Here is a 24144-nt window from a genome sequence, read left to right as displayed (position 1 = left end):
CATGCGCACCGTCTTTCTCCTGTTCGACAGCCTCAACCGGCACATGCTCTCGCCCTATGGCGGCACGACCCTGCCGACCCCGAATTTCGAACGCCTCGCCGCGCGCACGGCGACCTTCGACAAGCACTATGTCGGCTCGATGCCCTGCATGCCGGCGCGGCGGGACATCCTGACCGGGCGGCTTGGCTTCCTGCATCGAAGCTGGGGGCCGGTGGAGCCATTCGATGTCTGTTTCACAGAAGAGCTGATGAAACAGAAAGGCACCTATAGCCACCTGACCACCGACCATTTCCACTACTGGGAAGATGGCGGCGCGACCTATCACAATCGCTATGACAGTTGCGACATGATCCGCGGGCAGGAAGGGGATGGCTGGGTCGGCGTCGCCAGTCCCGATTGGGCGGCACTGAAACAGCAGTTCCACCAAAAGCAGTACTCGGAACGCCCGCGCTCCTATCCGCGCATGAACATGATGAACCGAGAGCGCATCCGGGTGGAGGAGGACTTTCCGACGCACAAGACGGTGCAGGCCGGGTTGGACTTCATCGAGCGAAACAAGAGCGGCGACAACTGGTTCCTGCAGATCGAGTGTTTCGATCCGCACGAGCCGTTCCAGGCGCCGGATCGCTTCAAGGACCCGTTCCGAACCGGTTGGAATGGCCCCACCCGTGACTGGCCGGCCTATGACCGGCTCACCGAGAGCGAGGAAGAAGCGGCCGAACTGCGCGCGAACTATGCCGCGAGCCTGGCCCATTGCGACGCGTTGCTGGGCCGCGTCCTCGACGCCTTCGACGCCGACGACCTCTGGAAGGACACGGCGCTTTTCGTGACCACGGATCACGGGTTCCTTCTGGGGGAACACGAGTGGTGGGCCAAGAACCGGATGAACCTCTATGAGGAACTCGCGCATCTTCCGCTTTTCCTGCATGACCCACGCAACCCGACGCCCGGCACCCGCATCGACGCGCTGACCCAGACGCCGGATCTCTGCCGCACCTTCATGGACCTGTTCGAAGTCGAGCCCGCGCCCCAGATGCAGGGCCTGTCCTTGCTGCCGATGCTCGGCGGTGCCCCCGGTCATGATGCCGTTCTGTTCGGTTTCTATGGCGGCTCGGCCAACGTCACGGATGGGCGCTACACCTATTTCCGATACCCCGACGATCTGAAGACGCAGGAACTCTACCAGTACACCCTGATGCCCACCCATATCTTCGACTTCTTCGCGGATGCCGAGTTGGAGCAGGCCGAGCTGTCGCCACCGCTTTCCTTCACCCGCAATATGCCGGTGCTGCGCGTGCCGGTGCATGAAAGCGCGGTGATGCATGGCGCTTATGGGCCGGGGAGCATGAAGGAGGACACGACCGTCCTCTTTGATCTCGCAGCAGATCCGGAGCAGGCGACGCCACTCCAGAACCCGGACGAGGAAGCGCGGATGACCGGTTTTCTCGCCTTGTTGATGGCGCAGGTCGATGCACCGCCCGAGGCCTTTCGGCGGCTCGGGCTTTCACGGCCGGCGGAGGGCGCGGCATGATCCCCGGACCGGTGCCAAATGTGCGTGCACGCCTGTCCGAGTTGACCGGCGATCGCCGGCAACTCGCTGCGGTGCGCTGTATGACGCTCGACGACGGTCCGGCGCGCGGTCAGCGCGTTCTGGCGTTTTCCACCGGCGGGGGGCTGGATTTCTGGGTGCTGGCGGATCGGACGATGGATATCGGCCCGCTCTGGTTCCACGGCATGCCGGTGGCCTGGCAGCACCCTGCAGGCACGCTCACGCCGCAGCTTCACGACCCACGCAGCGATGGCGGCACCGGTGTCGGTCGTGCGCTGACGGGCTTTCTGCTGACGGGGGGGTTGGACAATGTCCGCCAGCCGCGCGACGGCATGCCTCTTCACGGGACGCTTCCGCTGACGCCTGCGCGGGTGACGAGCCATGGCGAAGACTGGAACGCCTCGATGCCGGTTCTCTTTGCCGAAGGGGAGATAGTATCAGCCCATTTGGGAGGTCCGTCCTTTTCGCTTACACGCCGGATCGAAGCCGCTATCGGCGGAACCACGCTTCACCTGACGGATTGCGTGGAGAACATCGGTCCGGAATCTGCCGCGTTCCGGATCCTCTATCACACCAATTTCGGTTTTCCCGCCGTCGGGGATGGAACAAAGCTCACTCTGAATGGGGCGGATGTGCTGATGCACGAGCCGCCATCGGAGGGCCGATATGCCGACCAAGGCCCCGCCAGGAGCTTTCCGGCCGGCGCCGATCGGTTTCGCGCCACGCTCGAACGCCCCGCGGCCGGTCAATGGCGCGGCCTCTCGGTTGCCGTGGAAGGCGACCGCCAGGCGCTGCCCTTCGTCCAGTTCTGGTCCGACCCACGTCCGCGTCGCAACATTGTCGCCATCGAGCCGGTGAACTGCGACCGAAATCCTGACGGCACCAGTGCCGACGGCATGACACTCGCGCCGGGCGAGAACTGGACCTCCACACTCAGCTACAGCTTCGCGTCGCTCGACGCGGAGGGGAAAGGAGCCGCACATGGCAACCGTTGAACTGAAAGGCGTCTCCAAACGGTTTGGGGCGGTCGAGGTCATCAATTCGGTGGACCTGTCGATCCGCGAAGGCGAATTCCTCGTTCTGGTCGGCCCCTCTGGCTGCGGAAAATCGACCTTGCTCCGGATGATCTCCGGGCTGGAGAAGATTTCCTCCGGCGATCTCTTCATCGGTGGGAAGCGGGTGAATGACGTGCCTGCGCGCGACCGGGGCATCTCTATGGTCTTCCAGTCCTACGCGCTCTACCCGCATATGACCTCGGCACAGAACATGAGCTTTGCGCTGAAACTCGCAGGCAAGAGCCCGGAGGAACAGGCCGAGCGGATCAAACCCGCTGCCGGCGTTCTGGGGCTGGGGGATTATCTCAAGCGCTTCCCGCGTGAGCTGTCGGGCGGGCAACGACAGCGCGTCGCCATGGGCCGGGCCATCGTGCGCGAGCCGGACGTGTTCCTCTTCGACGAGCCGCTCTCCAATCTCGACGCCAAGCTGCGTGTGCGCATGCGGGCCGAGCTCAAGGAGTTGCACCAGAAGCTTCAGACAACCACCGTCTATGTCACCCATGACCAGATCGAGGCCATGACGCTGGCAGACCGGATCGTCGTTCTGCGCGACGGTAAAATCGAGCAGGTCGGCGCGCCGCTCGACCTGTACGACCACCCGGCCAACCGCTTCGTTGGCTCCTTCCTCGGCTCGCCCGCGATGAACTTCTTCGAACTGGATGTGCCGGCGGACAGACCGGACCGTGCCCGTTTCGATGATGGCGACCTGTTGCAATTGCCCAGGACCTTGTCCGGCAAGCCAACCGTCACCGTGGGCATTCGCCCGGAGGCGCTCAAACTGGTGTCCGAGGCGAGCGATGGTACGATCTCGGCGGAGGTTGCTGTGATCGAACCCACGGGATCGGAGACCGAACTTTTCCTGCGCAAGGGGAGTGACCAGATCATCGCCAGCTTCCGTGAACGGATCAATGTCCGGCCGGGCGAAACGGTTCATCTCGCCGCCGATCCGGCGAAATACCACCTCTTCGACAGCGCGACCGAAATCGCCATCTGACCCCGTCGGATCAGCGGCAGAAGAACGGGCTGCTCCAGCAGTATTGCCCGTTTCGCTGCCGCATCCGCAGAGCCACCCAATCGCCCCGCTCTAGTGGGTCCAGCGCGATTTTGCCGGTCCATTGCCACTCCTCGGGCCGGGGCAACTGGTGCAAACGGAAAGCAGGCGTGTCGATCCCGCCGAGATTTCCGGTCTTGGCCCCCGAAAGCAGCCTGTCCGCCGAAACACGGATGTCGATTTCTCCGGTCCGCAGGTGGACCTCCGCATCCGGGTAAAGCCGAACACGCGCGGCCAGGGCCTGCGTCGCTTGCGTCTGGTTGTTGGGATTGGCCTGCGCACAGATGTCGAAACGGATCTCCCCGTCCTCGAGCCGAACGGTTCCGCCGGGCGGGACCTCCCCCGCGGCTTCCAGCGGCGAAACGACCTCCGGTCCACGCAAACGCGGCTCGACGGCATCAATACTACCAGCTTCGACTGCAAGACTTCCTTTCCAGACATGCTGTGTTCCTCGCGCGCCCCAGCCGAGTTCCAGCATGATGATGCTCTCCAGGCGGGCCGCGTCCCGATGGAGCGGTGCAGGCGTGATCTGTGGCGTCACCCGATGTACGACGTGACCGTTTCGCAGCACGTCGATATAGTCGATGGCCCCGCCCCCGAGAGCTTCGACCTGAAGGACCGCATGCGAGGTCGGGTCGACATAATCGCCGGGAATGGCCTCGCCCAAACGGGCGAAGAGATGGCAATTGTCCCCCGTGAGCGCACCGGTATGGCGGGCCCGGATTGCCTCCCATAGGCTGTCCGACGTGTTTTCCCGCGCATAGACCACTGCCCGCCCATGGCCGTGGGAGCCGGGAAAGCCGGAATGATGATCCGTCCCGCCGATCACCCCGAAAACATGGCCCGCATTCCAGCCCGCATGGATGGTGTTCGGGCCGTCCCCCGGGCCCATCGAATGCAGGAAGGGCCTGTCCGTCGTCGAGCTCTCGGAGCATCCATGCATCGAGATCAGCTCGACCACCGGAGACAGCGCGGGATCGAATGTCTCCCAGTTGATCCCCCGCGCGCCGGTCCGGTAGGCGATGTGATGGGGAAAGGCGATGGCGGCCGTGCCGTAGGCTGCCGCAAGTTCGCGACGCAATCCTTCGGGCGTATCGGCCTTGATCATCCCGCGTTGGCGGAGGTCCTGCAGGACGATTGTATAGTCGCCATGTGCGTTGGAATGCATCTCGTATCCGGGAAAGACGGTGAATCCACCGGGCTTATGCACGGCGGCAAGCTGCTCGAAATGGCCGGGCCAAAGCCGTTCCAACCGCGCGAATCCCTCGACATGGAACGCCACGATATGGGCGACGGTCGGATCATCCACGGGCATGTCGGGCCAGTAGGCGTGACCGGTGATGGAAACGAAATCGAGCTGGAGCGTCGCGTTCCGGAGCGCATCTTCGACAGATCCGTGACCATAGGATATCCCACAGTGATTGTGCAGGTCTCCGAAGAATGGAGCGACATTGGCGCTCCGTGCCAACGGTATCAGTCGGTCTGGGTACTGCATCGGCATTGTCCTGTCTCCAAGAACGCGCTGGACCAAGAGGAGTTACGACTCGGAGCGAAGTGTCGGAGCCTTGCGAAGAACTTCCAAGGACAATCCGCATTTCTTGAGTTCCAGCGTCGAATGACATGATGCGGTAGCGGTGGTCGCTCTCCAAGGGCAAGCGAGGTTCGATCGACTTGGCCTCACAAGGATTCAGCCGTGAGGAGAACGACCCCGTGCCAATATGCTGGTCTCGGTTCTTTATTGAAGAAGGTTTCGCTCTGTGTGCTGGACGGAAGCGGGAATGCCCTTGCGCGGTGTTTCGTGGCAACAGATCCTGATGCGCTCGTCGAGTATCTGGCGGCGGCAGCACCGGATGCCGAGCGCGTTGTTCACAAAGGTGAAAGACTGTCCACGTGGCTTTCTCGAGCGCTGGAGAAGCGGGGCGTTCCTGTCGTTTGTATCGATGCTCGACTTGCTCAAAGGGCGCTGTCGGCACGCCTCGACAAACCGGTGAGTGCGTTCCCGCAAGGCTCTCTGATCCCACCGACACGTGCCGGGCACACTCCAAAGGACCTCGCCTTTGACGACGCATCGTGTCGCAAAGAAGAACAGGCATGGCATCACGAAAACACCCGATGGTCCGTTTGATATGACGCCGGATGTTGGAGTTCAGATGCCGCCAGCGAAGTGACAAAGCACATCAGCGGCGTTGACCGTCTGCTTCGGAGGAGCGGTCTTCCGACATAGATCGGTGGCATTTGGGCACCGAGTGGCAAATCGGCATCCGGCAGCAGATGCCGAGCCATCGCTGATCGCCACAGGTATGCGCTTGCCGCGTCTGGCCCGGGGGTCGGGGATCGGAACTGCATCCAGCAGCGCGCGCGTATAGGGGTGTTTGGGGTTCCTGAAGAGCTCTTCTGTCGTGGACAACTCCACGATCTGGCCAAGATACATCACCGCGATGCGATCACAGACATGTTCAACCACGGCAAGATCATGCGCGATAAACACATAGGTCAGGTCGAACTGTTCTTGCAGATCCTGCAACAGGTTCAGGGTCTGCGCCTGAATCGAGACATCAAGGGCAGACACGGCTTCGTCGGCAATAATGAGCTCGGGGTTGGTCGCCAGTGCGCGCGCAATACCGAGCCGCTGTCTCTGGCCGCCGGAAAAGGCATTGGGAAAGCGCAACAGGAACTCCTTTCGAAGGCCCACTTGCTCCAGCAGAACCGACACGCGGTCCGCCAACTCCTGTCCACTCAGCCCCTCGGCCTTGCGCAGGCTCTGGCCGATCAGTTCGATGACGCGCAAGCGTGGGTTCAGCGAGGATTGCGGGTCCTGGAAGACCATTCGGATGTCTTGCCAGATGCCGCGCAGGGCTTTCTTATCGCCACCGACCAGTTCGACCGGCGACTTGCCCTTGCCGTGGAACCGGATCGAGCCGTTGGTCGGCTCCAGGATCTGCATGATGCAACGTCCGAGCGTTGTCTTGCCGCTGCCGGATTCACCAACCACGCCAAAGGTCTCGCCGCGGTTCACTTCGAAGGAGATGTTGTCGACCGCGCGCACGACATCGGTGTGCTTTCTGAAGAATCCGCCACCGATGTGAAAATGCATGTCGAGGTCCTGCACCTGAAGAATGGGGTCAGTCATGCTTGGTCCCCTCCATGTGCAGGAAGCAGGCGACGTCGGATTTGCCGACCGGGAGCATCGGCGGTTCCGTCTTGTCGCAGACCCCCGGCATGAAACTGTCGCAGCGGGTCCGGAAGGTGCACCCCGAAGGCCGCGCAAGCGGATGGGGAACCATTCCCCGGATCGCCGGCAGGCGGTCACGGCGGGTCATGCCCATTCGCGGCACCGATTCCAGAAGCGCCCGGGTATAGGGATGCTGTGGCTGCTCGAAGATCGAATAGACATCGCCCTTTTCGACCACCTTTCCCATATACATGACGGCCACGTCTTCGGCGACTTCGGCCACAACCCCAAGGTCATGTGTGATCAGCATGACGCCCATCTGGAATTCGTCTTTCAACTCGGCAATCAGGTCGAGGATCTGCGCCTGCGTTGTCACATCCAGCGCTGTCGTGGGTTCATCCGCAATCAGAAGCCGCGGTTGACAGGAGAGCGCCATGGCGATCATCGCGCGCTGGCGCATGCCGCCGGACAGCTCGAACGGATAGGCCTCGAACCGTTCGGCCGGTTTCGGAATGCCGACCTTGTCGAGCATCTCGATCGCGGTTTCTTTTGCTGCCGCCTTCGACATGGGACGGTGCAACAGGATCGTCTCGGTGATCTGCTTGCCGATCTTCTGGATCGGCCCGAGAGAGGACATCGGTTCCTGGAAGATCATTGCAATGTCCTGGCCCCGTATCGCGCGGAGCTCCTTCGAGCCATTCCGCGCCTTTGCCAGATCGATCGTTCTGCCATCGGCATTGCGATAGGTGATCGACCCGCCGACGATCCGGCCCGGCGCATCGACGATCCGAAGGATGGAGCGAGCCATGATCGATTTACCGCAGCCGCTTTCACCAAGGACACACAGCGTCCGATTGGCAAAGACGTCCAGATCCACGCCTTCCACCGCCTTCACGACGCCATCATCCGTGAAGAAATGCGTTCGCAGGTCGCGGATCTCGACAAGGGGATCAGTGTGCATTGGGATCTGAGGCATCACGCAGTCCGTCTCCCAGGAAATTGAGTGAAAGCACGGCGAAGACAATCATCGTGCCCGGGGCGATCAGCAACCATGGCGCCTGGATGATCGTCCGGATGTTCTGCGCCTCCTTCAGAAGCGTGCCCCACGAGACGATGGGCGGTTGAAGGCCGATTCCGAGGAAGCTCAGCGAAGTTTCCGCAAGGATCATCAGCGGCACGGCCAGTGTCAGAGAGGCAATGATATGGCTGGAGAACGAGGGCACCATGTGCTTCCAGATCACTTCCCAATCCGTCAGGCCATCGAGACGCGCGGCGACGATGAAGTCTTCCTTTCGCAGGCTCAGAAACTTGCCCCTGACTTCGCGCGCAAGCCCCGTCCATCCGATCATCGAAACGATTAGCGTGACGACGAAATACGTTCGCAACGGTGGCCAGCCAAGCGGGATGGCCGCGGCAAGGCCCATCCACAACGGGATCGTCGGGATTGATCGAATGAACTCGATCAGACGCTGGATCACGTTGTCGACCCAGCCGCCATAGTATCCGGAAATGCCGCCCAGCGAGACACCAATGAAGAGCGACACCACGACGCCGACGAGGCCGATGGACATGGAGACACGCGTGCCCATGACGATGCGGCTGTAGATGTCGCGGCCGAGCCGGTCGGCGCCCCAGAAATAGACCCGGTCCCGCGCGTTCTTCGGGCCAAAGAGATGCCTGTCCATCGGAAACAGGCCGAGAAGCTTGTACTCATAGCCTTTGACGAAGAAGCCGAGTGGTATGATCTTGTCAGGATCGACGACAAAGGTGCGCCGGCGCTCGGCGCGGTTCAGTTCCAGTTTTAACCCCTTGGCGTGCAGCAGGAACTCCGAACCGCCATCCTCCTGCTCGACAAAAAGCGAGATGCCCATGGGGGGAGCGAAGGGCGCACGGCGGTTGGTTTCGTTGATCTCTGTCGTCGTCAGGAACTCGCCAAAAAGCGCCATCAGGTAGATCAACCCAACCACCCAAAGGCTGACATAGGCAATCCGGTGACGCTTGAACTTGCGCCACATCAGCGCCTTGGGGCCCAGAAGCTCGGGCATCAGGACGTCTGTTTCGCCGGTTTGCACGGCGGGAGTTGCGTTCACATCGGTCATTGGTAGCGGATCCTCGGGTCGATCCAGGCCAGCAGCAGATCAGAGACGAGCGTGCCAAGGACGGTCAGAAGGCTGACGATCAGGATGAGAGAGCCTGCGAGATACATGTCCTGAACCAGCAGCGCGCGCAGCAGCATCGGCCCCGTCGTCGGCAGGTTCATCACGACGGCAACGATGATCTCGCCCGAAACAAGCGTTGGCAGGATCCAGCCAATGGTCGAGATGAACGGGTTCAAGGCGACCCGGACGGGGTATTTCATCAGCAGTTGGAACTCGGACATGCCCTTGGCCCGGGCGGTCACAACGTATGGACGATACAGCTCGTCGAGCAGATTGGCGCGCATGATGCGGATCAGCGCCGCCGCCCCCGAGGTGCCGACAACGACGATGGGCATCCAGATATGTTTCAGCAAATCGACGAACTTGTCCCAGGTCCATGGCGCGTCGATATATTCCGGGCTGACCAAACCGCCCACGCTCTGGCCGAAATACTTGAACGCGACGTACATCATCACCAGCGCCAGCAGGAAGTTCGGCACGGCCAACCCGATGAAGCCGAAAAACGTCGCCGCATAGTCGCCAAACGAGTATTTGCGGACCGCCGAATAGATGCCGATCGGCAGCGCGGTAATCCAGATGAAGAGCAGCGTCAGCAGCGAGATGCCGAAGGTCCAGCCAAGGCGATCCCAGATCAGGTCGTTCACAGGCAGGTTCTTTTCGAAGGACAGGCCAAAGTCGCCGTGAAACAGAATACCGGTGATCCACTTGTAATACTGCACATACATCGGCTGCCCCAGCCCGTACTGGTCGCGCAGGGCTTCGAGCGTGCCGGTGTCAAGCCCGCCGCTGTCACTGAGTTCCGCGGCCAGCGTGTCGAGATAGTCGCCGGGCGGAAGCTGGATGATGAGGAACGTCACGATCGAGACCAGAAAGACCGTGGGGATCATGTAGAGGATGCGGCGATAGATGTAGCCAAGCATCGTCGTTCCTTCTCTTGTCTGAATCGCGGATTTCGTCAGCTTGGCGATAATCCCTTGATAGGGGCCATGGCAAAACCGGGTGATTGACGCCGGCCCGGGAGATAAGGGAGGACTTCCCGGGCCGGCGACAGGCTGGCTTACGGCAAGGACTTGCCGCCTTCGTAGTACATCTGGCTCACATAGGGAGCAGGGTACCAAAGCTGGCCTGAGATCGGCAGCGGATCGGGATGGTTGCGAATATTGTTGCGCGCCACGCCGAAGGCCGGATCGCTCTGCACGAGACCAATCGTCAGAAGCTGCGCCTTGGCCAGTTCAAGCAGCTTCTCCATCTCGGACTTGCGTGATTCCGCGTTGGGGGCAGCCTTGACCATGTTGTACTGATCGAACAGCGCCTTGATCTCGGCCGGCGGTTCGATGCCCGTGCTCGGATCGACACCCCACTTGGCCCATTCCGGAGCCCAGTAAACAGCCGTCCCGAATGGCAAGTAGCACTCGGGCGACGTGTAGGCGTCGGACTGGCCACCCGCACAGTTCCAGATATAGGCATCATGCTCGGCACTGGCCGCGATCTCTTGCAGGCGCGCCCGGTCGCTGACGCGGATCTGGAAGTCGACACCGACATCGGCCGCATAGCCGGCAACAAGCTCGAGCACATCGGGGAACTGCGCGCCAAAGACATCCGCCGTCAGGAAGACCAGCTGGAACCGATCTCCATTGACATCAAGCCGGAAGCCGTCGCCGTCCTTTTCCGGTAGCACCTTGTCCAGGTACTCGTTGGCAAGGTCCGGATTGTACTCGGTGAACTGGAGCGCCATTTCTTCGTTGTAGAGCGGCGACACGGGCTGCGGCGCCGTCTGTGCGGCACGACCGGAGCCGAAATAGATCAGGTCGATGATTTCCTGCCGGTTCACGGCGTGGCTGACGCCGATGCGGAAGTCGATATTGTTCACAACCGCATTCTTGGTTTCGTCGGGGTTGTTCAGGTTCAGCATCAAGATCGCGCCGTTGGAGGGCAGATCGTTGGTGTCGAAGAAACTGTATTTCCCGCGTTCCATGTTGTCGGTCAGAACCGCGCGATTGGCCGGCCGGCCAAGGTGACGGTTCATGTAGTCGATCTCGCCGTTGAAGGCCTTCAGCAGGATCGTCTCGGGATCTTCAACCTGATCGTAGGTGATGCGGTCGAAATAGGGCAGCTGGTTGCCCTCGCCGTCGACCTTCCAGAAATAGGGGTTCCGCTCGGCCACGACGCGGTCGGACGAGCCATATGCCGTCTTCAGCTTCCAGGGGTGCAGCGTCGGGCGGTCGATGTTCTGCCAGAAGGACGGCGTGTGCATCGGGCCGGACTTGAGGTTGAACAGCGAGATCCAGTCAGCCGCCGCCGGTTCTGCGTCGATCAGGGCCTGGATGCCATCCGGGTTATGGTCGGCGTGAAACTGCGACAGGTAGTGCTTTGGATAGTTCACCGGGTAGTAGCCAAACCCATAGGCCATGTTCGGAATGAACAACCCGTTGGGGCTGGCAAACTTGAACTCGACCGTCAGGTCATCGATCTTCGTGACCTCGACCGCGCCTTCAGGCCCGACATAGATCGGGTGCTTCGACGGCGTCAGGCGCTCGTCAGAAAAGACCTCGTACCAGAACATGACATCGTCGGCGGTGAACGGGGCGCCGTCCGACCACTTCATGCCGTCGCGCAGCTTGAAGGTGAACGTGGTTGCGTCCTCGGACACTTCGAAGCTCTCGGCGATGTTCGGCTTGATCTCGGTCCAGTCCGCGGTCCACCGCACAAGGTTCTCGTGACCAATTGTGCGGACCATGTTGTGCTGGTCGCCGCCGCCCAGGATCGCACGGCGCATCGTGCCGCCATATTCCCCGATCGAGCCGAGCGTTTCGAAGACCAGTGGATTGGATGGCAGGCGTTCTTCAACCGGTGGCAGGGCACCGGAACTGACGGCGTCATCGAAAAATGGCGCCTGATTGTAATCGGCAGCGAGCGTCGGCAACGCCCCCATGGCCGCCAGCCCAAGCGCCGCTGCGCTTGAGACCAGGTACCTCTTGCTGTTGTCAATAAAACCCATTGTCTCCTCCTCCTTGTCGGGTTCCTTCCGGTTCCCGTCACCAGTTGGTGACGGACCCATCCGGCTTGCTTAAATGTGGACATTCGACGTGTTCGTGTACGGAAGCGCGGATTGCTTCTTCGTTCACCTCGACGCCCAAACCGGGGCCGTCGGGCACGACATAGGCGGCACCGTCGAGCGTGACTTGTTTCGGGAAGAGTGTCTCGTCGTGGAACCCGAGGCTTTCGACGCTCGACTGACGAGATTCCAGCCAACTGAAATTCGGAACCGCGGCCGACATATGCACGCTGGCAGCGGTACAGACCGGGCCAAGCGGATTGTGCGGCATCAGGTCAATGTAGTGGCGCTCGCTCCAACCCGCGACCTTCATGGCCTCGGTGAAGCCGCCGATGTTGCAGATGTCGAGACGCATGTACTGGGTCAGGCCCTTGTCGAGATAGGGGCCCGCTTGCCATTTCGACGCAAACTCTTCGCCCACGGCGAAGGGGATGTTCGTCATGCCGCGCAGCATTTCGTAGGCCTCGGGCGTCTCGCAGCGGATCGGTTCTTCCAGGAAATCGAGTGTGCCTGCCGGTAGCATGTTGCAGAAACTCGCGATTTCGGCCGGCGAGAACCGATGGTGCAGATCGATGCCGATACTCAGGTCCCGACCGAAGGCTTCGCGCATTGCGATCAGGACATCAACGGTCTGTCCGAGCGAACGCCGCGGATTGAATATGTCGTCGCCGTCAAATCCCGAAGGATAGATCCGGACGCATTCCCAACCTTCATCGACGAGCGTCTGCGTGTCCGCCAGGGCCTGGTCGACATCTGACGTCATGAAACTGGCAAAAGCCGGCACGACATCACGCTGTTTTCCGCCCAGAAGCTGATGCACAGGAACGCCCAGACGTTTGCCAAGCAGATCGTAGAGCGCGATGTCCAGGGCGGATATTGCCGAGGTCAGGACCCGGCCACCTTCAAAATACTGGCTGCGATAGGTTTCTTGCCAGATGCGTCCAATCTGGCGGGAATCCTTGCCGACCAGGAAGCTCGCGAAACTGTCGATCACCGCCACGACCGCGGTTTCTCGCGACGACAGGCCGGACTCGCCCCAACCGACGAGGCCGTCCCTCGTTTCAACCCGCACCAGAAGCTGGTTGCGAATGCCGACACGGGCCAGGATCGCCTCGATGGACGCTATTTCGGCGTCGCGCCCTGCAGCTGGAAGCCGCTCGGCAGTTTCGGATGCCATTCCTGTTGACGGTGCTGCTTCCACGGCGGCGGACCTCCCAAGTCGAATCTCGCTCAACCAACCCTAACACGACATTTCAAAAATCGTACATTATTATTTTAGTATCACGTTTGATATGGAGTTTTTCAGCTGATGTCCGTATGGTTGTCATGTATTTTCAAGCAGCAGGAACATGGGAATGCCGCACGCCAGAAACATGGTTTTGTTCGTCACGGACCAGTGGCGTTGGGACACCTTGAACGACCCGTCGCATCCCGCGATCCTGCCGAACCTTCAGGGCTTCAGGGAAGAATCCACCAGCTTTCCGAATGCCTTCACCACAGTCCCGCTCTGCACACCCGCCCGGGGAACCCTGTTCACCGGCAAGCTGCCGCATCAGAATGGCACCATCGACAACGTGCAGGGAACATCCTTCTATCCGCATGGAAAGCTGCACCCGGCTCAAACCACCTATCTGGAAAGGTTGGCGGCCGATGGCTATGACGTTGCTTTCGTAGGCAAATGGCACCTTGGCGACGGGACAATTCATGACCGCGGCATAAAGGATGTTTCGCTCAGCGATGGCGGGGACTTGCCAATCATGACGACGGCGGATGTGACTTTTGCCGAACCCCGCAAATCGCCCTATTACGGGACGATCACGGACGGGGTTCCTCTGGACGAGCAACGGGTCGATGCTGCGATCGAAAAGCTCGAGGAGCTTGCAAGCGCGGGTCGACCATTCTGTCTGGTCGTTTGTCTGCACGGACCTCATTTCCCGCATCACGTCCCGAAGGAATATGTCGATCTCTACGACGATCTGCCATCCGACTTCATGCCGGACAACTGGTGCCCGCAATTCTCGGAAGAGGGCAAGCCGGTGGCGCAGTCTGCCTCTTACTGGCCATGCCAGGACACGTCGCACATGACGCAGGATGACTGGCGCCGCACGGCACAGCATTACTGGGGATTCTGTTCCTATATCGACGCGCTCTTTGGTCGGTTGCGCCGCGCGATTTCCGAGAACGACCTCGACGAAAGCACGGCCATTGCATTCACGGCTGACCACGGCGAGATGCTTGGCGCGCATGGTTGGTTCGACAAGGGTCCGTTCTTCTATGAGGAAGTCATGCGTATCCCGATGATGATCCGCGCGCCGGGGCGTGATCAGGGCATCTCGAAGGACGCGTTCGTATCGTTTCGCGACCTCTTTCCCACGATGATGGAACGGACCGGCGGCACTGCGCTTCTGGACAACGAAGAACGTCAACGCAGCTATTGGCAGTCCACAGCGGACCATGCCTGCTACGTCTATGACGCCTATCAGGGGCGTCAGTTCCGGTTTCGTGGCATCCGGGACGCGCGGTACAAATACGCGTGGAGCCCGCATGACATCGAAGAGCTGTACGATCTGGGAAACGATCCCGGCGAGCGCAGGAACCTCGCCGGCGATCCGCGCCTTGGCGAGGTTCAGGCGGATCTCAAGTCACGATTGTTCGACTGGATGAACGCCGAAGGCGACTGGCTGGCCGGACCCGGACACCATCCTCCCGTTGGCAGCTACATCGACGGACGGGATCGAAACGAGCAGCACCAGCATGTTCCGAAGAAAGGGTAGGGTGGGCCTGCCTGCCGCTGGGGCCCGGTTTCAGGCGCCTTTACGTCTGCTGGCGCGGGTCTGCTCGATCCTCAACTGATCGACCAGGTGCTGGCCGGCGCACTGGATATGCTGTCCAAGAACCCGTATCGCATCGTCGACATCCTGCCGCCGAATGGCGTCGATCAAGGCGCGATGTTCGTGCAGGATCGCATCCTGTCGCCCGAGAGCGATCGGAATGCGCGTGCTGATCGAGCCCATGATCTCGCGATGCTGCTTCCACACACCGAAGGCGACCCGGTTGTAGTGCCGCTCATACATGGTTTCATGGAAGGCGCGGTCAAGCAGGGTGTGCCGGTCCCGATCCGTGAAGTTCACCTCTTCGATCTCGTCCTGAATACGGTCCAGCTCAGCGACATCCTCGGCGCTGGCCGTTTGCACATAGAGACGCAACAGGTAGGGCTCCAACTGGTAGCCCACCTCCGCGACATCCCGGACGAATTCCATATCAATCGGCCGCACGCGCGCGCCCTGGTTGGGAGCAAACAGGACAAGCCCTTCACCGCGAAGTTGTTGCAACGCCTCGCGAACCGGGTTTGTCGATGTCTTGTGCGCCTTGGCCAGATCCGAGATCTTCAATCGCGCATTCGCCTCAAGAGCGCCCGACAGGATGTCATGTCGGATACGCTCGTAGATCGAACTGGAGGACGTCGACGTCTTGGTGTCGTCAGCGGCAAGCGCAAGGGGACCATAGTCACTCATGCATAAATCGTCCTCGTTTCAAGTGATGGGGTCAAGAGGCGTAGGCCCCATTCGCACGCAATACTTGCATTTTGGTACATTATAAATAGCGAATTCCAGGGAGGAGCTCGATTGCGCGCAGGGACGCCGCCCAGTTCCGTCTCACCGTCAATCTGCGCCTTCACATCAAGCGTGACCGTGGCGGAAGCGATCCCGGTCAAGGCAAGTGCAACCGTGTCTCTGGACAAATTGCTCCTCACGCTCCGGAAAATCATACATTATAAGTTGCTATTGTACATAATATGATCTGGCGACATAGTCGATCTGGCACGACTCTCCTGCATTCCTGCCCAAAAGGTGTGACCAATGGTTCGAAAGCCCAACTTCATCCTGATCACAACCGACCAGCAGCGGGGGGATTGTATCGGCCCTGAAGGGCGCGGAGTGCTGACCCCGAATATCGATCGCATCGCCAATAACGGGGTCCGGTTTTCCAAGTGCATCACGCCCCACCCAATGTGCCAGGCCGCCCGTGCATCAATTCTGACTGGCAAACTGCCGTATAGCCACGGCGTGCGTGACAACGGCCGCGATCTTGACGAGGCTCTTGGCGAAAGCGGTCTGGGCGGAACGTTTTCGCGCGCGGGCTATGCCACGCACTTCATCGGCAAGGCACATCTTTCCAGCCAGCAGACATTCGAACCGACAGGCCGGCCGGAATGCTACAAGAGCGCAAAGGATTTCGGGCCCGACTGGCGCGGCGACTATTTCGGGTTCGAAGACGTTCAAATGATGCTCCGTCCGCACCATCACACGCAATGGTATGCGCCGCCGGAGGCCTTGAACTACGAGTACTGGCTGGATCAGGATGGTCACGGTAAGGATCGTTGGGACAGGGCGAAGGACCGGCTGGAGCCCGACACGTCTCACTTCCAGGCCTGGCGATCCGGACTGGACAATGAATGGCATTCCTCCCCCTGGATCGGTGACCGAGCCGTCGAGATGATCGAAAACAAGGGGGACGAGCCGCTGATGGCCTGGGTTTCCTTCCCCGATCCGCACCCGCCCTTTCTCGCCCCGCGCCCCTGGTGCGATATGTACAAGGACGTAGATATCACCATCGCTTCGCATTTCGAGCTGGATCTGGAGCGGCGCCCCTGGTGGCACAGGGCTTTCGTCGAGGACCGCGCCAAGCCGATCAAGCAGGGCGCTGAGCACAACGCGGGCGGCGTTGATTGGGGGCAAAGGGGCGAGTTGAACGAGACGTCGCTCCGGGACATCACCGAGATCTATTTCGGGATGATCTCGGCCGTGGACCACCAGGTTGGCCGCATTCTCGACGCGTTGAGCGCGAAGGGCGAGCTTGAGAATACCTACATCATTTTCGCCAGCGATCACGGCGAGTGGCTTGGAGACCATGGTTTGCTCCTGAAGGGCCCGATGCTGTATGACGGTCTTCTGCGGGTTCCCTGCCTGGTTCAGGGACCGGGCGTTCCCAAGGGAGCTGTGCTCGACGACCCGGTTGGCACGATCGACATCCTCGCGACGGCCACGGATCTCTGCAGCATCGACACCGCACCAAACCATGGTCGAACGCTTCGGCACCTTTGGGATGGATCGGAGACGCGCGATTTTGCGCTGTCAGAATATGAAGTCGATGCCATTCGAAGTGCGGTCGACATGGACCTGACGACCGTCCGAAGCAGGCGCTTCCGCATGTCCGTCGATCTCAAGACCGACACCGGGGAACTGTACGACATGCAGGAAGACCCGGGCGAGATGGACAATCTGTTTGATGATCCCTCGCGTGCAGCGATCCGTCGAGAGCTCTACGACATGATCCGATCCCGCCCTGACGACATGATCCCAGTGTCGCCCCGGATAGGTTGGCACTAATTGTTTGATTCCTCGGTTTGATGGTGCGATCCATTCGGTGGAATGGAAGGCCGCGCCTTCTTGCTGACCGGGGCCTTCGCATGCCTCCAGCGTTCCACTCTTCGCCGTTCCTCAAGGCTCAGTTGCGTGGAGACGGCTCCCATGAAAAAGACTCCATATTAGATAACCCTTTGGTTTCAAATAGGAGACGCACTTGGAAGCGGCGCGCACCATCGTCGCCAGATGGCCCGTTCCAGATATTTCAACGCGCGTCGGGCTTCGTTTCGAGCTACAGCTCCGGCAGTTGTGGGCTTCCAGAACCGGGCATTCTTTCGAGGCGGAACGACCGCGTCGGCCCGACGATCCGATCGCATAGCTTTCTTCGCGACGGTGGATCTTCGTCGTCCCGTTGGGGCCCAGACTGCGCAGAGCTCTTCTGCCGGAGGTATGGAGCTATGCCGCGCGGCAGTGTCGGTCGTCGCTTTCGGCCCTCAACTGCCGTTCGAGAACATTGTGGCGAAGGCCCGCAAGGTGCCCAGAGTGTCAGGCGCTGCGTCATGCATGATAGTCAAGACGAAAGCCATGGATCTCTCGGTGTGGTCCCCTGGCAATTTCTCCTCGGAATTCCAAGATCAGCCGTGACTGTCGAGGTTGAAGCAAAACGTCACTTCAGCTTTTCGCCACCTGCCGCTGCGCCGCGCCGACCTTAATGCATTCACGCGCCACCGGACCATTCAATGCCTTGCCGGGCAAGTCGGCAGACCCGAATATATCTGTCACCGCCTTGCGTTCGGCTGACCTCATTCCATCAACAACGACGGATCCGAGAAGCAATGATTCTGACAGGCAGCCATTGGCCGTGACAATCTCGTGCCGAACGCAGGCAAAGTGACACCACAGGATGCGGTGCTTTCCGTTCATGTGCCGGATCCCGCGGACCTTTGTCAGGGATTTGGCCGGAGCCAGAACTTCTGTCTTGAAAGCATCCTGAAGCTGCCCATGCCCGCCAACGAGAAGCCGGTGTTGCGGCGACACGATCAAGTCCTTCTCGGGGCAGCCCTTTCCAAAGACGTCGGCCTGGATCAGCACCGGTTTTTCGGTCGTTTCGCTCGCGGACAGCGCCTGCACGTCCTGACGCACCCAACGGATCGGTTGTGGGCCGTGATCCAGAGTCATGACAAGGTCACCAATCCGCAACCTTTCAACGGGCATTGCGCCTCCCGGTGTCCCGATCAGGGTTCCCTCGGCATAGCATGCAAATCGGAATTCCTCGTCGTCCTGATCGGAGGTCCAGAACGCATTCGGGCTGGAAGGACTGCCACCATTGTCCCAATACCAGGCTTCGACATCAAACCCGGGGGTGTAGATTACCTGGTAAGGTTCGCCGGTGTTGGAATTGATGCCCTCGAAAACGACGGCGCCCTGATCTACGCCAAGATAGTCCGAGCGGATGACCATGGCATTTTCCATGATCCCGCCACCGTGGCCTGACCAGGTGATGTCATAGGTCTCACCGACCGTGAATGTGCCTGGGTCCGTGTCCTCCGAATTTGCAGTAATAGTGAGATCAGAGGTGGAATTTGGTGGGTGGTCGAAATAGCTCCAGTCCGGATCCCAGTTCACATTGTCGCCGCTTGCGGCGGCGAACTCGTTGTCCAGGGGGGTGAAGGTCGTTGTCACGGGGCTGTCTCCTTGGCTGCAGTCCTTTCTCGCCCAAAAGAACTTCGATAGGGTGAACGCCCGATTTTGGAGGCGCAGCCCGCGATGTGTGGTCGTGCCTATAGGACCTCACCGAACGCGCCCCTCGACGCTGCGTCCGCCAATTGTCTGAAAAGGGCTCTCACGCTTGTGACCGGGGTGAGCCGCCAGGAAAGACGAGCGCCAGATCCGCCACGGAGCCACCATTGAGGCCAGGGACGGCGCAGTCTTCGCAGTGCATTTCGCTGACCGCCAACGCTGGGCGGGGCGCAGGTTCAGAAACGACGCCCGCGCCCTCGATGTCCAGATCTCGATGGACGTCGGCTCTGCTCAGGAGCCGGACGGCTCCCTGAACGCTGTGAAGGCCGGCATAGTCCGCTGTCCAGACCTTGGTTTACAAGACGGCGAATGGCTGACGATCGCAGTCACCTTCCTGCCCTTGATCCTTCGGATGGTGCGCGGGATGCGAGGGGCGCGGGAAACCCGGCAGGGATAATCGTGGTCGCGGGGATGCGGGCCGGGTGCCGCGAGCAACGATGTCGAGATGGCGAGCCGCAAGCGCCAGTTTGGCGGCGTCCGAAACGGATCTTGCCTGTGGCAGCGACCTATACGACCTGCACCGGGACGATGCAGAGCCTATCAGGTCGTCGTCAATCTCCCGTTAGTGTCTTTGTGGATATCCTTCACGCAGCCAACAACCGTGCCGAGTCGCCAAATGTCGACAGACCAACCAGTCCCAAGAAAGCCAAGGCTTGAGACGAAGGCCACCGTGCTCCTGCGCTCGGGCGCCGGCGAAAACTATGGGGTTATCGCGAACCTTCACGATGACGGGGCCATGGTCGAAACCGAGCCAAATGTAGACCAGGGGGACGTTGTCTCGCTGGTTGTGGCTGGTGCCGAAGTCTACGCACAGGTTGCCTGGAGGAAGGAAAACCAAATCGGGCTTTCCTTTTACAGTCCCATTCCCGTTGAGATCGTCGAGCAACTGCATCGCGAGATAGACGCACGGATCAAGTTTTGATCGAGCAGCTTGTCTGCGCAGGGTGAGACGCGGGCCGCGCCGATTGTCCGTCCATCTCGTCCGCGCCCTCCAGTTTGACCGCGACCATAGACCGGTCTCCGGACTCGCGGTTCTGGGCGCTGTCCGCGTAAACCCACCAAAGGCGGCGCGTGTCTGGGAAAAACACGTGCTGCAAGCACGGGGCCGGTTCCGGGGAGAGGGTTTTGGCCCGACGTTCGGGCTCCAAGACGCGTGGAGTCTGGCTCCGGTGACTGCGAGATTCCACGCGAAGGCGGGGCGATGGTTTTGGGGGGCGATCTGCAATCGCCGGCAAAGCGAAGATGTGCACATCCGAGCGGCGAAGGCTGTGCGCGACTCTCAGTGAGCGCTTGAAATGCCCTGCAAGTCACCGTCGAGATACCTTTCGTTGCTGGGCGCTCCGGGCATTGCCGGTGTCCTCTGGGTTCGGTGAGCGACGGTCCTGCGAAATACGGGTGGATCGGACGATATCCTGGATTTCAAAGGCTTACTCTATTTCAACCGACGGCAGGGCTGGCGCGTGGCAAGCCAAGGTACTGAAAAGCCGCCCGCGAAGTTAACGCTGCGGGAATTCTGCCGGGTTTCACCCTTTTTTCACGCCATCTCCCCGGACGGTGGCGGGTAGGGTTGAGATGTCGAGATCGGCACAGTCGGTTGAGACAGTTTTAAGGCAGACTTTTTTAGGCAGTAATTTCAGTACCAATATGGCAGGGCCGGGCGGTTAACTATTCTTCCGTCTGGCTCTGTCGCTTGTTTGGGAGCCGTATGTCGCGCCTTTTTTGTCTCGAGAGGCTCGAGAGACAAGACCCGCGCGCCTTGGGCACGCGGGTCGCTTCGTTGTTTCTCCGGTTGAACCGGAGCGCGTTATGTCAGAAATCGACCGGCACGACGCCCCGACCAAGCCGCGCGGCACGCAGAATCTGCGCATCCCCTGGCGGCAGGAAGGGCAGGGGGCTGAGCCCGTCTTCCAACGGTTTGCCAGCAGCGGCGTTGGAGACCATCCAGCGCGAGGCCAGGGCCGCGGCGGCGGAGGTTCCCACAAGCCGCGCACCCGATCCCGAGACGCTGCCCAGCGATGGCAGGCCCGGGCGCGCCAGCCCCTGATCGGACAGCGCAGTGAGGCTGGGCTGCGCGCCCCATGGCACCGGACCGTCCGAGAGATGGTCCACCCCGCCGCCAGAGGAATAGGGCGCCGGACATCCGAGCCCGCCCCGCAGACCCGCCACCCGCGTTGCCGCAGGTGCCGAACAGATTGCGCTCAGGCAGCCAAAGCCGCGCACGATGCCGGATGGGCCTTCAAGGTGGCTTTGGCGCCCGCCCATGCCGAGCGCGCGTGGGTCGTCGTCGCGCTGTAGCCAGAGATACAGCGCCTCCTCCGCTCCAATCGGCGTGCCGGTTCCCGGATCTATCTCGATGGTCCAGAGGCCGGAGGGCAGGCGGCGCCCGGTGCCGGTTTCGGCGGTCGGGATCATCGCAATGACCGCGCGCCAGCGGCTCCCACGGTGGAAATCCACCGAGAGCTGGCCGAGATTGCGCCCGTCCTGTTCCAGTTCGACGAAACGGCGCGGATCCCCCACCGGGTCGAGTTCCGGATCCGCCGAAATGTCGATCGCGCATCCCGAGAGCTCTGCGGTGCCCGGCGGTGGGATCACCCGGACCTGCCAGCCTTGCGGGTCGACCCCCTCGGGAAGCCAGATTTCGAGATAGCTCGAGGTGCGGTCGTCCGGCTGGAGGCGCCAGGCGATCCGCGCGACGCCCTCTTCCATATCGTCCGGGCCGATCCGGGCATGCATGTCGCTCTCGAAGGTGTTTCCGGTCGGCATGACCACCGCCGTTGACGGTTGCCGCTCCCGACGGCGCTCCAACATCTGCTGGATCGCCGCTTCCATTTCCGATTGGCCGTCATGACGCCCCGCACTCCAACCATAGGAGAAATTCACCACCAGCGGCAGCTCTCCCTCGCCCCCGCAATCTCGGGCGATCTCCCCGGCGCGGGCGAAGATGTAGTGCAGCGCCGAAAGCATGAACATCTCCTTGCCGAAGCCGGACGTGTCCCAGGCCACGGTATTTGGCAGCTGCACCGCGACGATCTGGATTTCGTCATCCAGCAGGAGGTCGGGCAGCCTTGCGTCATTGCCGCCGGCCAGCCCGAGGATGTGGCCGCCATGGGTGGCGTGGTGATCGAGCAGTCGGCCGATCTCCGGCATGTCGCCGTCGATCGCCCCAATAGCGCGGTACAGCCGCCGTTCGTCCGGAGCGTATTTCGCGCGCAGGATGTCGATTTCGCCATTGGTGATCTCGCGGCCCACAGGGACCCGGTCCCGGTCCAGCGCCCGCGCCGATTGCAACCAGAGATGACTGATCCGGCTTTCGCCGTCGGAGCCGAGGAAGGCCCGATGGGCAAAGGGCAACCCGTCATCGATCACGCCAAGGATCGCCTTGGGTGTTTTGGCTGGCCGGCGCCATTTCGGCGCGGATGTCTCCGGCGCGTAGGTCTCGACCCAGCTCTCGGGGCTGAGCGGCATGTTCAGCCGCACACGGGGCGACAGGCCCGGTCTGGCCAGCGTGTCGAGGCGTTTGGCCAATGCCCGGTCCGGTGACAGCGTTGCCGTGCTCTCGTCCCGAAAAACAAAAGGCGTCACCGCATGCCCGGCTTGGTGCGAGGGCCAGAGCGGGGGCAGGCGCGGTGTGACGCCTGTCATCTGGGCTGGGTCACCGTCGCCTTCGAGGATCGCCGCCATGTGGCGCGCTTCTGCCTGACGGATCGCCGGGAAGGCATAGGGCCGCCCCAGCTCTTCGGAGAAAACCCAGCGCTCATACGGGCCCGTATAGCGGTCGATGCGCTCTTCCGGTGTGCGTTGCGCATACATCTCAGGATCCTTCGCCTTCTCCGGCCGCCTGCTCCCAGAGCCAGGAGAAGGCGGGCATCGTGTTGGAGCGAAGCGCCTGGTTGCCCACACTCAGACCGGCTGCCGCCATGGCTGTCGGGTCGCGCAGGTCGTGGTCGAAGAAATCGACATCCGTCGCGTCGAGCACGGCTGCGCCGCCCTCGGCGATGCGCCCGCAGCGGCCCAGCACTGCGCGGCCGACCGCCCGTCCCAGCACCGCGCCGGCCCAGCTGTCGATCGGGTAATGCACGCCAGCCACGGTGCGGTTCACGGCGATCCGTTCCGCCAATCCCCGCAACATCGCGATCCGGCTGTCCGTGTCCCCGTGGCTGCCCCAGGCAGCGACCAGCGCTTCCAGCACCGTCAGAACCGCGTAGGCTTCGGTCGCATGCGCCGACGGGAAGGAACCGTGTCCAGGAGTCGGGATCATCGGCAGGAGACGCCCGTCGACCTGATCCGGCCGCCGTACCGCCAGCGCGGTTTTCACGATCATCGCGGTGTGGGCCGCAGCGACCTGCGTGGCCGTGATCAACTCGAAACTCTTCTTGCTCGAGGCGGAATGCAGGCCGAGGATCATGGCGAAATAGGCTGTCGGGAAGCCAAGCTGCGACAGGATCTCCGCGCCGCGCTCCTCGCGAAGCGCCGCGTAATCGGCCACGCGGCGGGTCTGGTCGCGCAGGAGTTCGGCCGAAGGGCGATGGATGGTGACCCAGTCAGCGCCATCGACCTTCAACACGGACGAATGCGCATCGCCCGAACTGCAGGATTGCCAGGCGATCCCGGAAAGGTATTCGCTTACGTAAAGCGAGCCGCGGACCCAGACCGCGAGGCGTCCGAAATTCGAGGGATCGCCCGGTGTCAGCTCGCCCGGAACGGGCGGTTGCGCGTCCCCCGCCAGATGCCGAAGCGCTTCCGCCGTCATGCCGAGGCCGGATGTGGTCACCCCGTCATAACCGCCGGTATCGTCGGCGCTGAGAAAGCCGCCAAGGCCGGTGAAATTCGCGCCCCCCCCGAAGCCGCCAAATCCCCCGAACCCTCCAAAACCGCCGAAGCCGCCAAATCCCCCGAAACCTCCGAAGCCCCCCGATTGGCTCATTGTCCTGTCCTTT

General features: G+C 61.4%; 17 protein-coding genes and 1 pseudogene. 6 read left to right on the top strand and 12 right to left on the bottom strand.

Features of this window, described 5'->3' with window-relative positions:
• Position 1: 1 nt before the first annotated feature.
• From R3X27_RS03875 to R3X27_RS03865, 3 genes are read left to right on the top strand one after another with little or no spacing between them, the layout of a single operon-like run.
• Positions 2–1531 carry a sulfatase gene (locus tag R3X27_RS03875; RefSeq protein ID WP_317707508.1) on the top strand — a complete coding sequence of 510 codons (1530 nt, stop codon included), beginning with the start codon at positions 2–4 and terminating at the stop codon, positions 1529–1531.
• Positions 1528–2544 carry a DUF4432 family protein gene (locus R3X27_RS03870; protein ID WP_317707507.1) on the top strand — a complete coding sequence of 339 codons (1017 nt, stop codon included), beginning with the start codon at positions 1528–1530 and terminating at the stop codon, positions 2542–2544. Before R3X27_RS03875 ends, R3X27_RS03870 begins: the two co-directional genes overlap by 4 nt.
• Positions 2531–3598: a sn-glycerol-3-phosphate ABC transporter ATP-binding protein UgpC gene (locus tag R3X27_RS03865; protein WP_317707506.1), complete on the top strand. Its 1068-nt coding sequence runs from the start codon at positions 2531–2533 to the stop codon at positions 3596–3598. The genes R3X27_RS03870 and R3X27_RS03865 overlap by 14 nt, the downstream gene beginning before the upstream one ends.
• A gap of 10 nt (positions 3599–3608) precedes the next feature.
• Here the strand turns inward: R3X27_RS03865 and R3X27_RS03860 are convergent, their stop codons facing one another.
• The 7 genes from R3X27_RS03860 to R3X27_RS03830 form a co-directional block, all read right to left on the bottom strand.
• On the bottom strand, positions 3609–5150 hold the full coding sequence (locus R3X27_RS03860; protein WP_317707505.1) for a hypothetical protein: 1542 nt from the start codon (positions 5148–5150) through the stop codon (positions 3609–3611).
• Positions 5151–5801: 651 nt separating this feature from the next.
• Complete coding sequence (locus R3X27_RS03855) at positions 5802–6785, bottom strand: ABC transporter ATP-binding protein (RefSeq protein ID WP_317707504.1); 984 nt, start codon at positions 6783–6785, stop codon at positions 5802–5804.
• Complete coding sequence (locus tag R3X27_RS03850; RefSeq protein ID WP_317707503.1) at positions 6778–7788, bottom strand: ABC transporter ATP-binding protein; 1011 nt, start codon at positions 7786–7788, stop codon at positions 6778–6780. Before R3X27_RS03850 ends, R3X27_RS03855 begins: the two co-directional genes overlap by 8 nt.
• Positions 7778–8926, bottom strand: coding sequence for an ABC transporter permease (locus R3X27_RS03845; RefSeq protein ID WP_317707502.1), 1149 nt, complete (start codon positions 8924–8926; stop codon positions 7778–7780). Before R3X27_RS03845 ends, R3X27_RS03850 begins: the two co-directional genes overlap by 11 nt.
• The gene (locus tag R3X27_RS03840; RefSeq protein WP_317707501.1) at positions 8923–9906 is read right to left on the bottom strand and encodes an ABC transporter permease; all 984 of its coding nucleotides are present in this window, start codon (positions 9904–9906) and stop codon (positions 8923–8925) included. The genes R3X27_RS03845 and R3X27_RS03840 overlap by 4 nt, the downstream gene beginning before the upstream one ends.
• Before the next feature lie 137 nt (positions 9907–10043).
• Positions 10044–11984, bottom strand: a complete 1941-nt coding sequence (locus R3X27_RS03835; protein WP_317707500.1) for an ABC transporter substrate-binding protein — start codon at positions 11982–11984, stop codon at positions 10044–10046.
• A gap of 37 nt (positions 11985–12021) precedes the next feature.
• Positions 12022–13218, bottom strand: coding sequence for a mandelate racemase/muconate lactonizing enzyme family protein (locus R3X27_RS03830; RefSeq protein WP_317707499.1), 1197 nt, complete (start codon positions 13216–13218; stop codon positions 12022–12024).
• 178 nt (positions 13219–13396) lie between these two features.
• Here R3X27_RS03830 and R3X27_RS03825 point away from each other — a divergent pair, with 178 nt between their 5' ends.
• The gene (locus R3X27_RS03825) at positions 13397–14815 is read left to right on the top strand and encodes a sulfatase-like hydrolase/transferase (protein ID WP_317707498.1); all 1419 of its coding nucleotides are present in this window, start codon (positions 13397–13399) and stop codon (positions 14813–14815) included.
• A gap of 30 nt (positions 14816–14845) precedes the next feature.
• Here R3X27_RS03825 and R3X27_RS03820 read toward each other — a convergent pair whose 3' ends face one another.
• Positions 14846–15556, bottom strand: coding sequence for a GntR family transcriptional regulator (locus tag R3X27_RS03820; RefSeq protein WP_317707497.1), 711 nt, complete (start codon positions 15554–15556; stop codon positions 14846–14848).
• A 345-nt stretch (positions 15557–15901) separates the two neighbouring features.
• Between R3X27_RS03820 and R3X27_RS03815 the strand changes: the two genes are divergently transcribed.
• Positions 15902–17431 (top strand): sulfatase, encoded by a 1530-nt coding sequence (locus R3X27_RS03815; RefSeq protein WP_317707496.1) that lies wholly within the window; start codon positions 15902–15904, stop codon positions 17429–17431.
• A 209-nt stretch (positions 17432–17640) separates the two neighbouring features.
• On the opposite strand, the pseudogene R3X27_RS03810 reads toward R3X27_RS03815, so the two are convergent.
• Both R3X27_RS03810 and R3X27_RS03805 read right to left on the bottom strand, forming a co-directional pair.
• Positions 17641–17778 (bottom strand): annotated as a pseudogene (locus tag R3X27_RS03810) (IS5/IS1182 family transposase); the annotation flags it as partial.
• 301 nt (positions 17779–18079) lie between these two features.
• Positions 18080–19090, bottom strand: a complete 1011-nt coding sequence (locus R3X27_RS03805) for a Hint domain-containing protein (protein ID WP_317707495.1) — start codon at positions 19088–19090, stop codon at positions 18080–18082.
• Between the two features lie 562 nt (positions 19091–19652).
• On the opposite strand from R3X27_RS03805, the gene R3X27_RS03800 reads away from it, so the two are divergent.
• Positions 19653–20129, top strand: a complete 477-nt coding sequence (locus tag R3X27_RS03800; RefSeq protein ID WP_317707494.1) for a PilZ domain-containing protein — start codon at positions 19653–19655, stop codon at positions 20127–20129.
• Positions 20130–21016: 887 nt separating this feature from the next.
• Here the strand turns inward: R3X27_RS03800 and R3X27_RS03795 are convergent.
• Complete coding sequence (locus R3X27_RS03795) at positions 21017–23017, bottom strand: hypothetical protein (protein WP_317707493.1); 2001 nt, start codon at positions 23015–23017, stop codon at positions 21017–21019.
• A gap of 1 nt (position 23018) precedes the next feature.
• Positions 23019–24131 (bottom strand): phosphatase PAP2 family protein, encoded by a 1113-nt coding sequence (locus R3X27_RS03790; protein WP_317707492.1) that lies wholly within the window; start codon positions 24129–24131, stop codon positions 23019–23021.
• Positions 24132–24144: the final 13 nt, after the last annotated feature.

The organism is Tropicimonas sp. TH_r6 (assembly GCF_033101155.1).
Lineage (GTDB): Bacteria > Pseudomonadota > Alphaproteobacteria > Rhodobacterales > Rhodobacteraceae > Tropicimonas.
The sequence above is the reverse complement of the archived record's forward strand: the minus strand, read 5'-3'. Positions and strand labels throughout refer to the sequence as shown.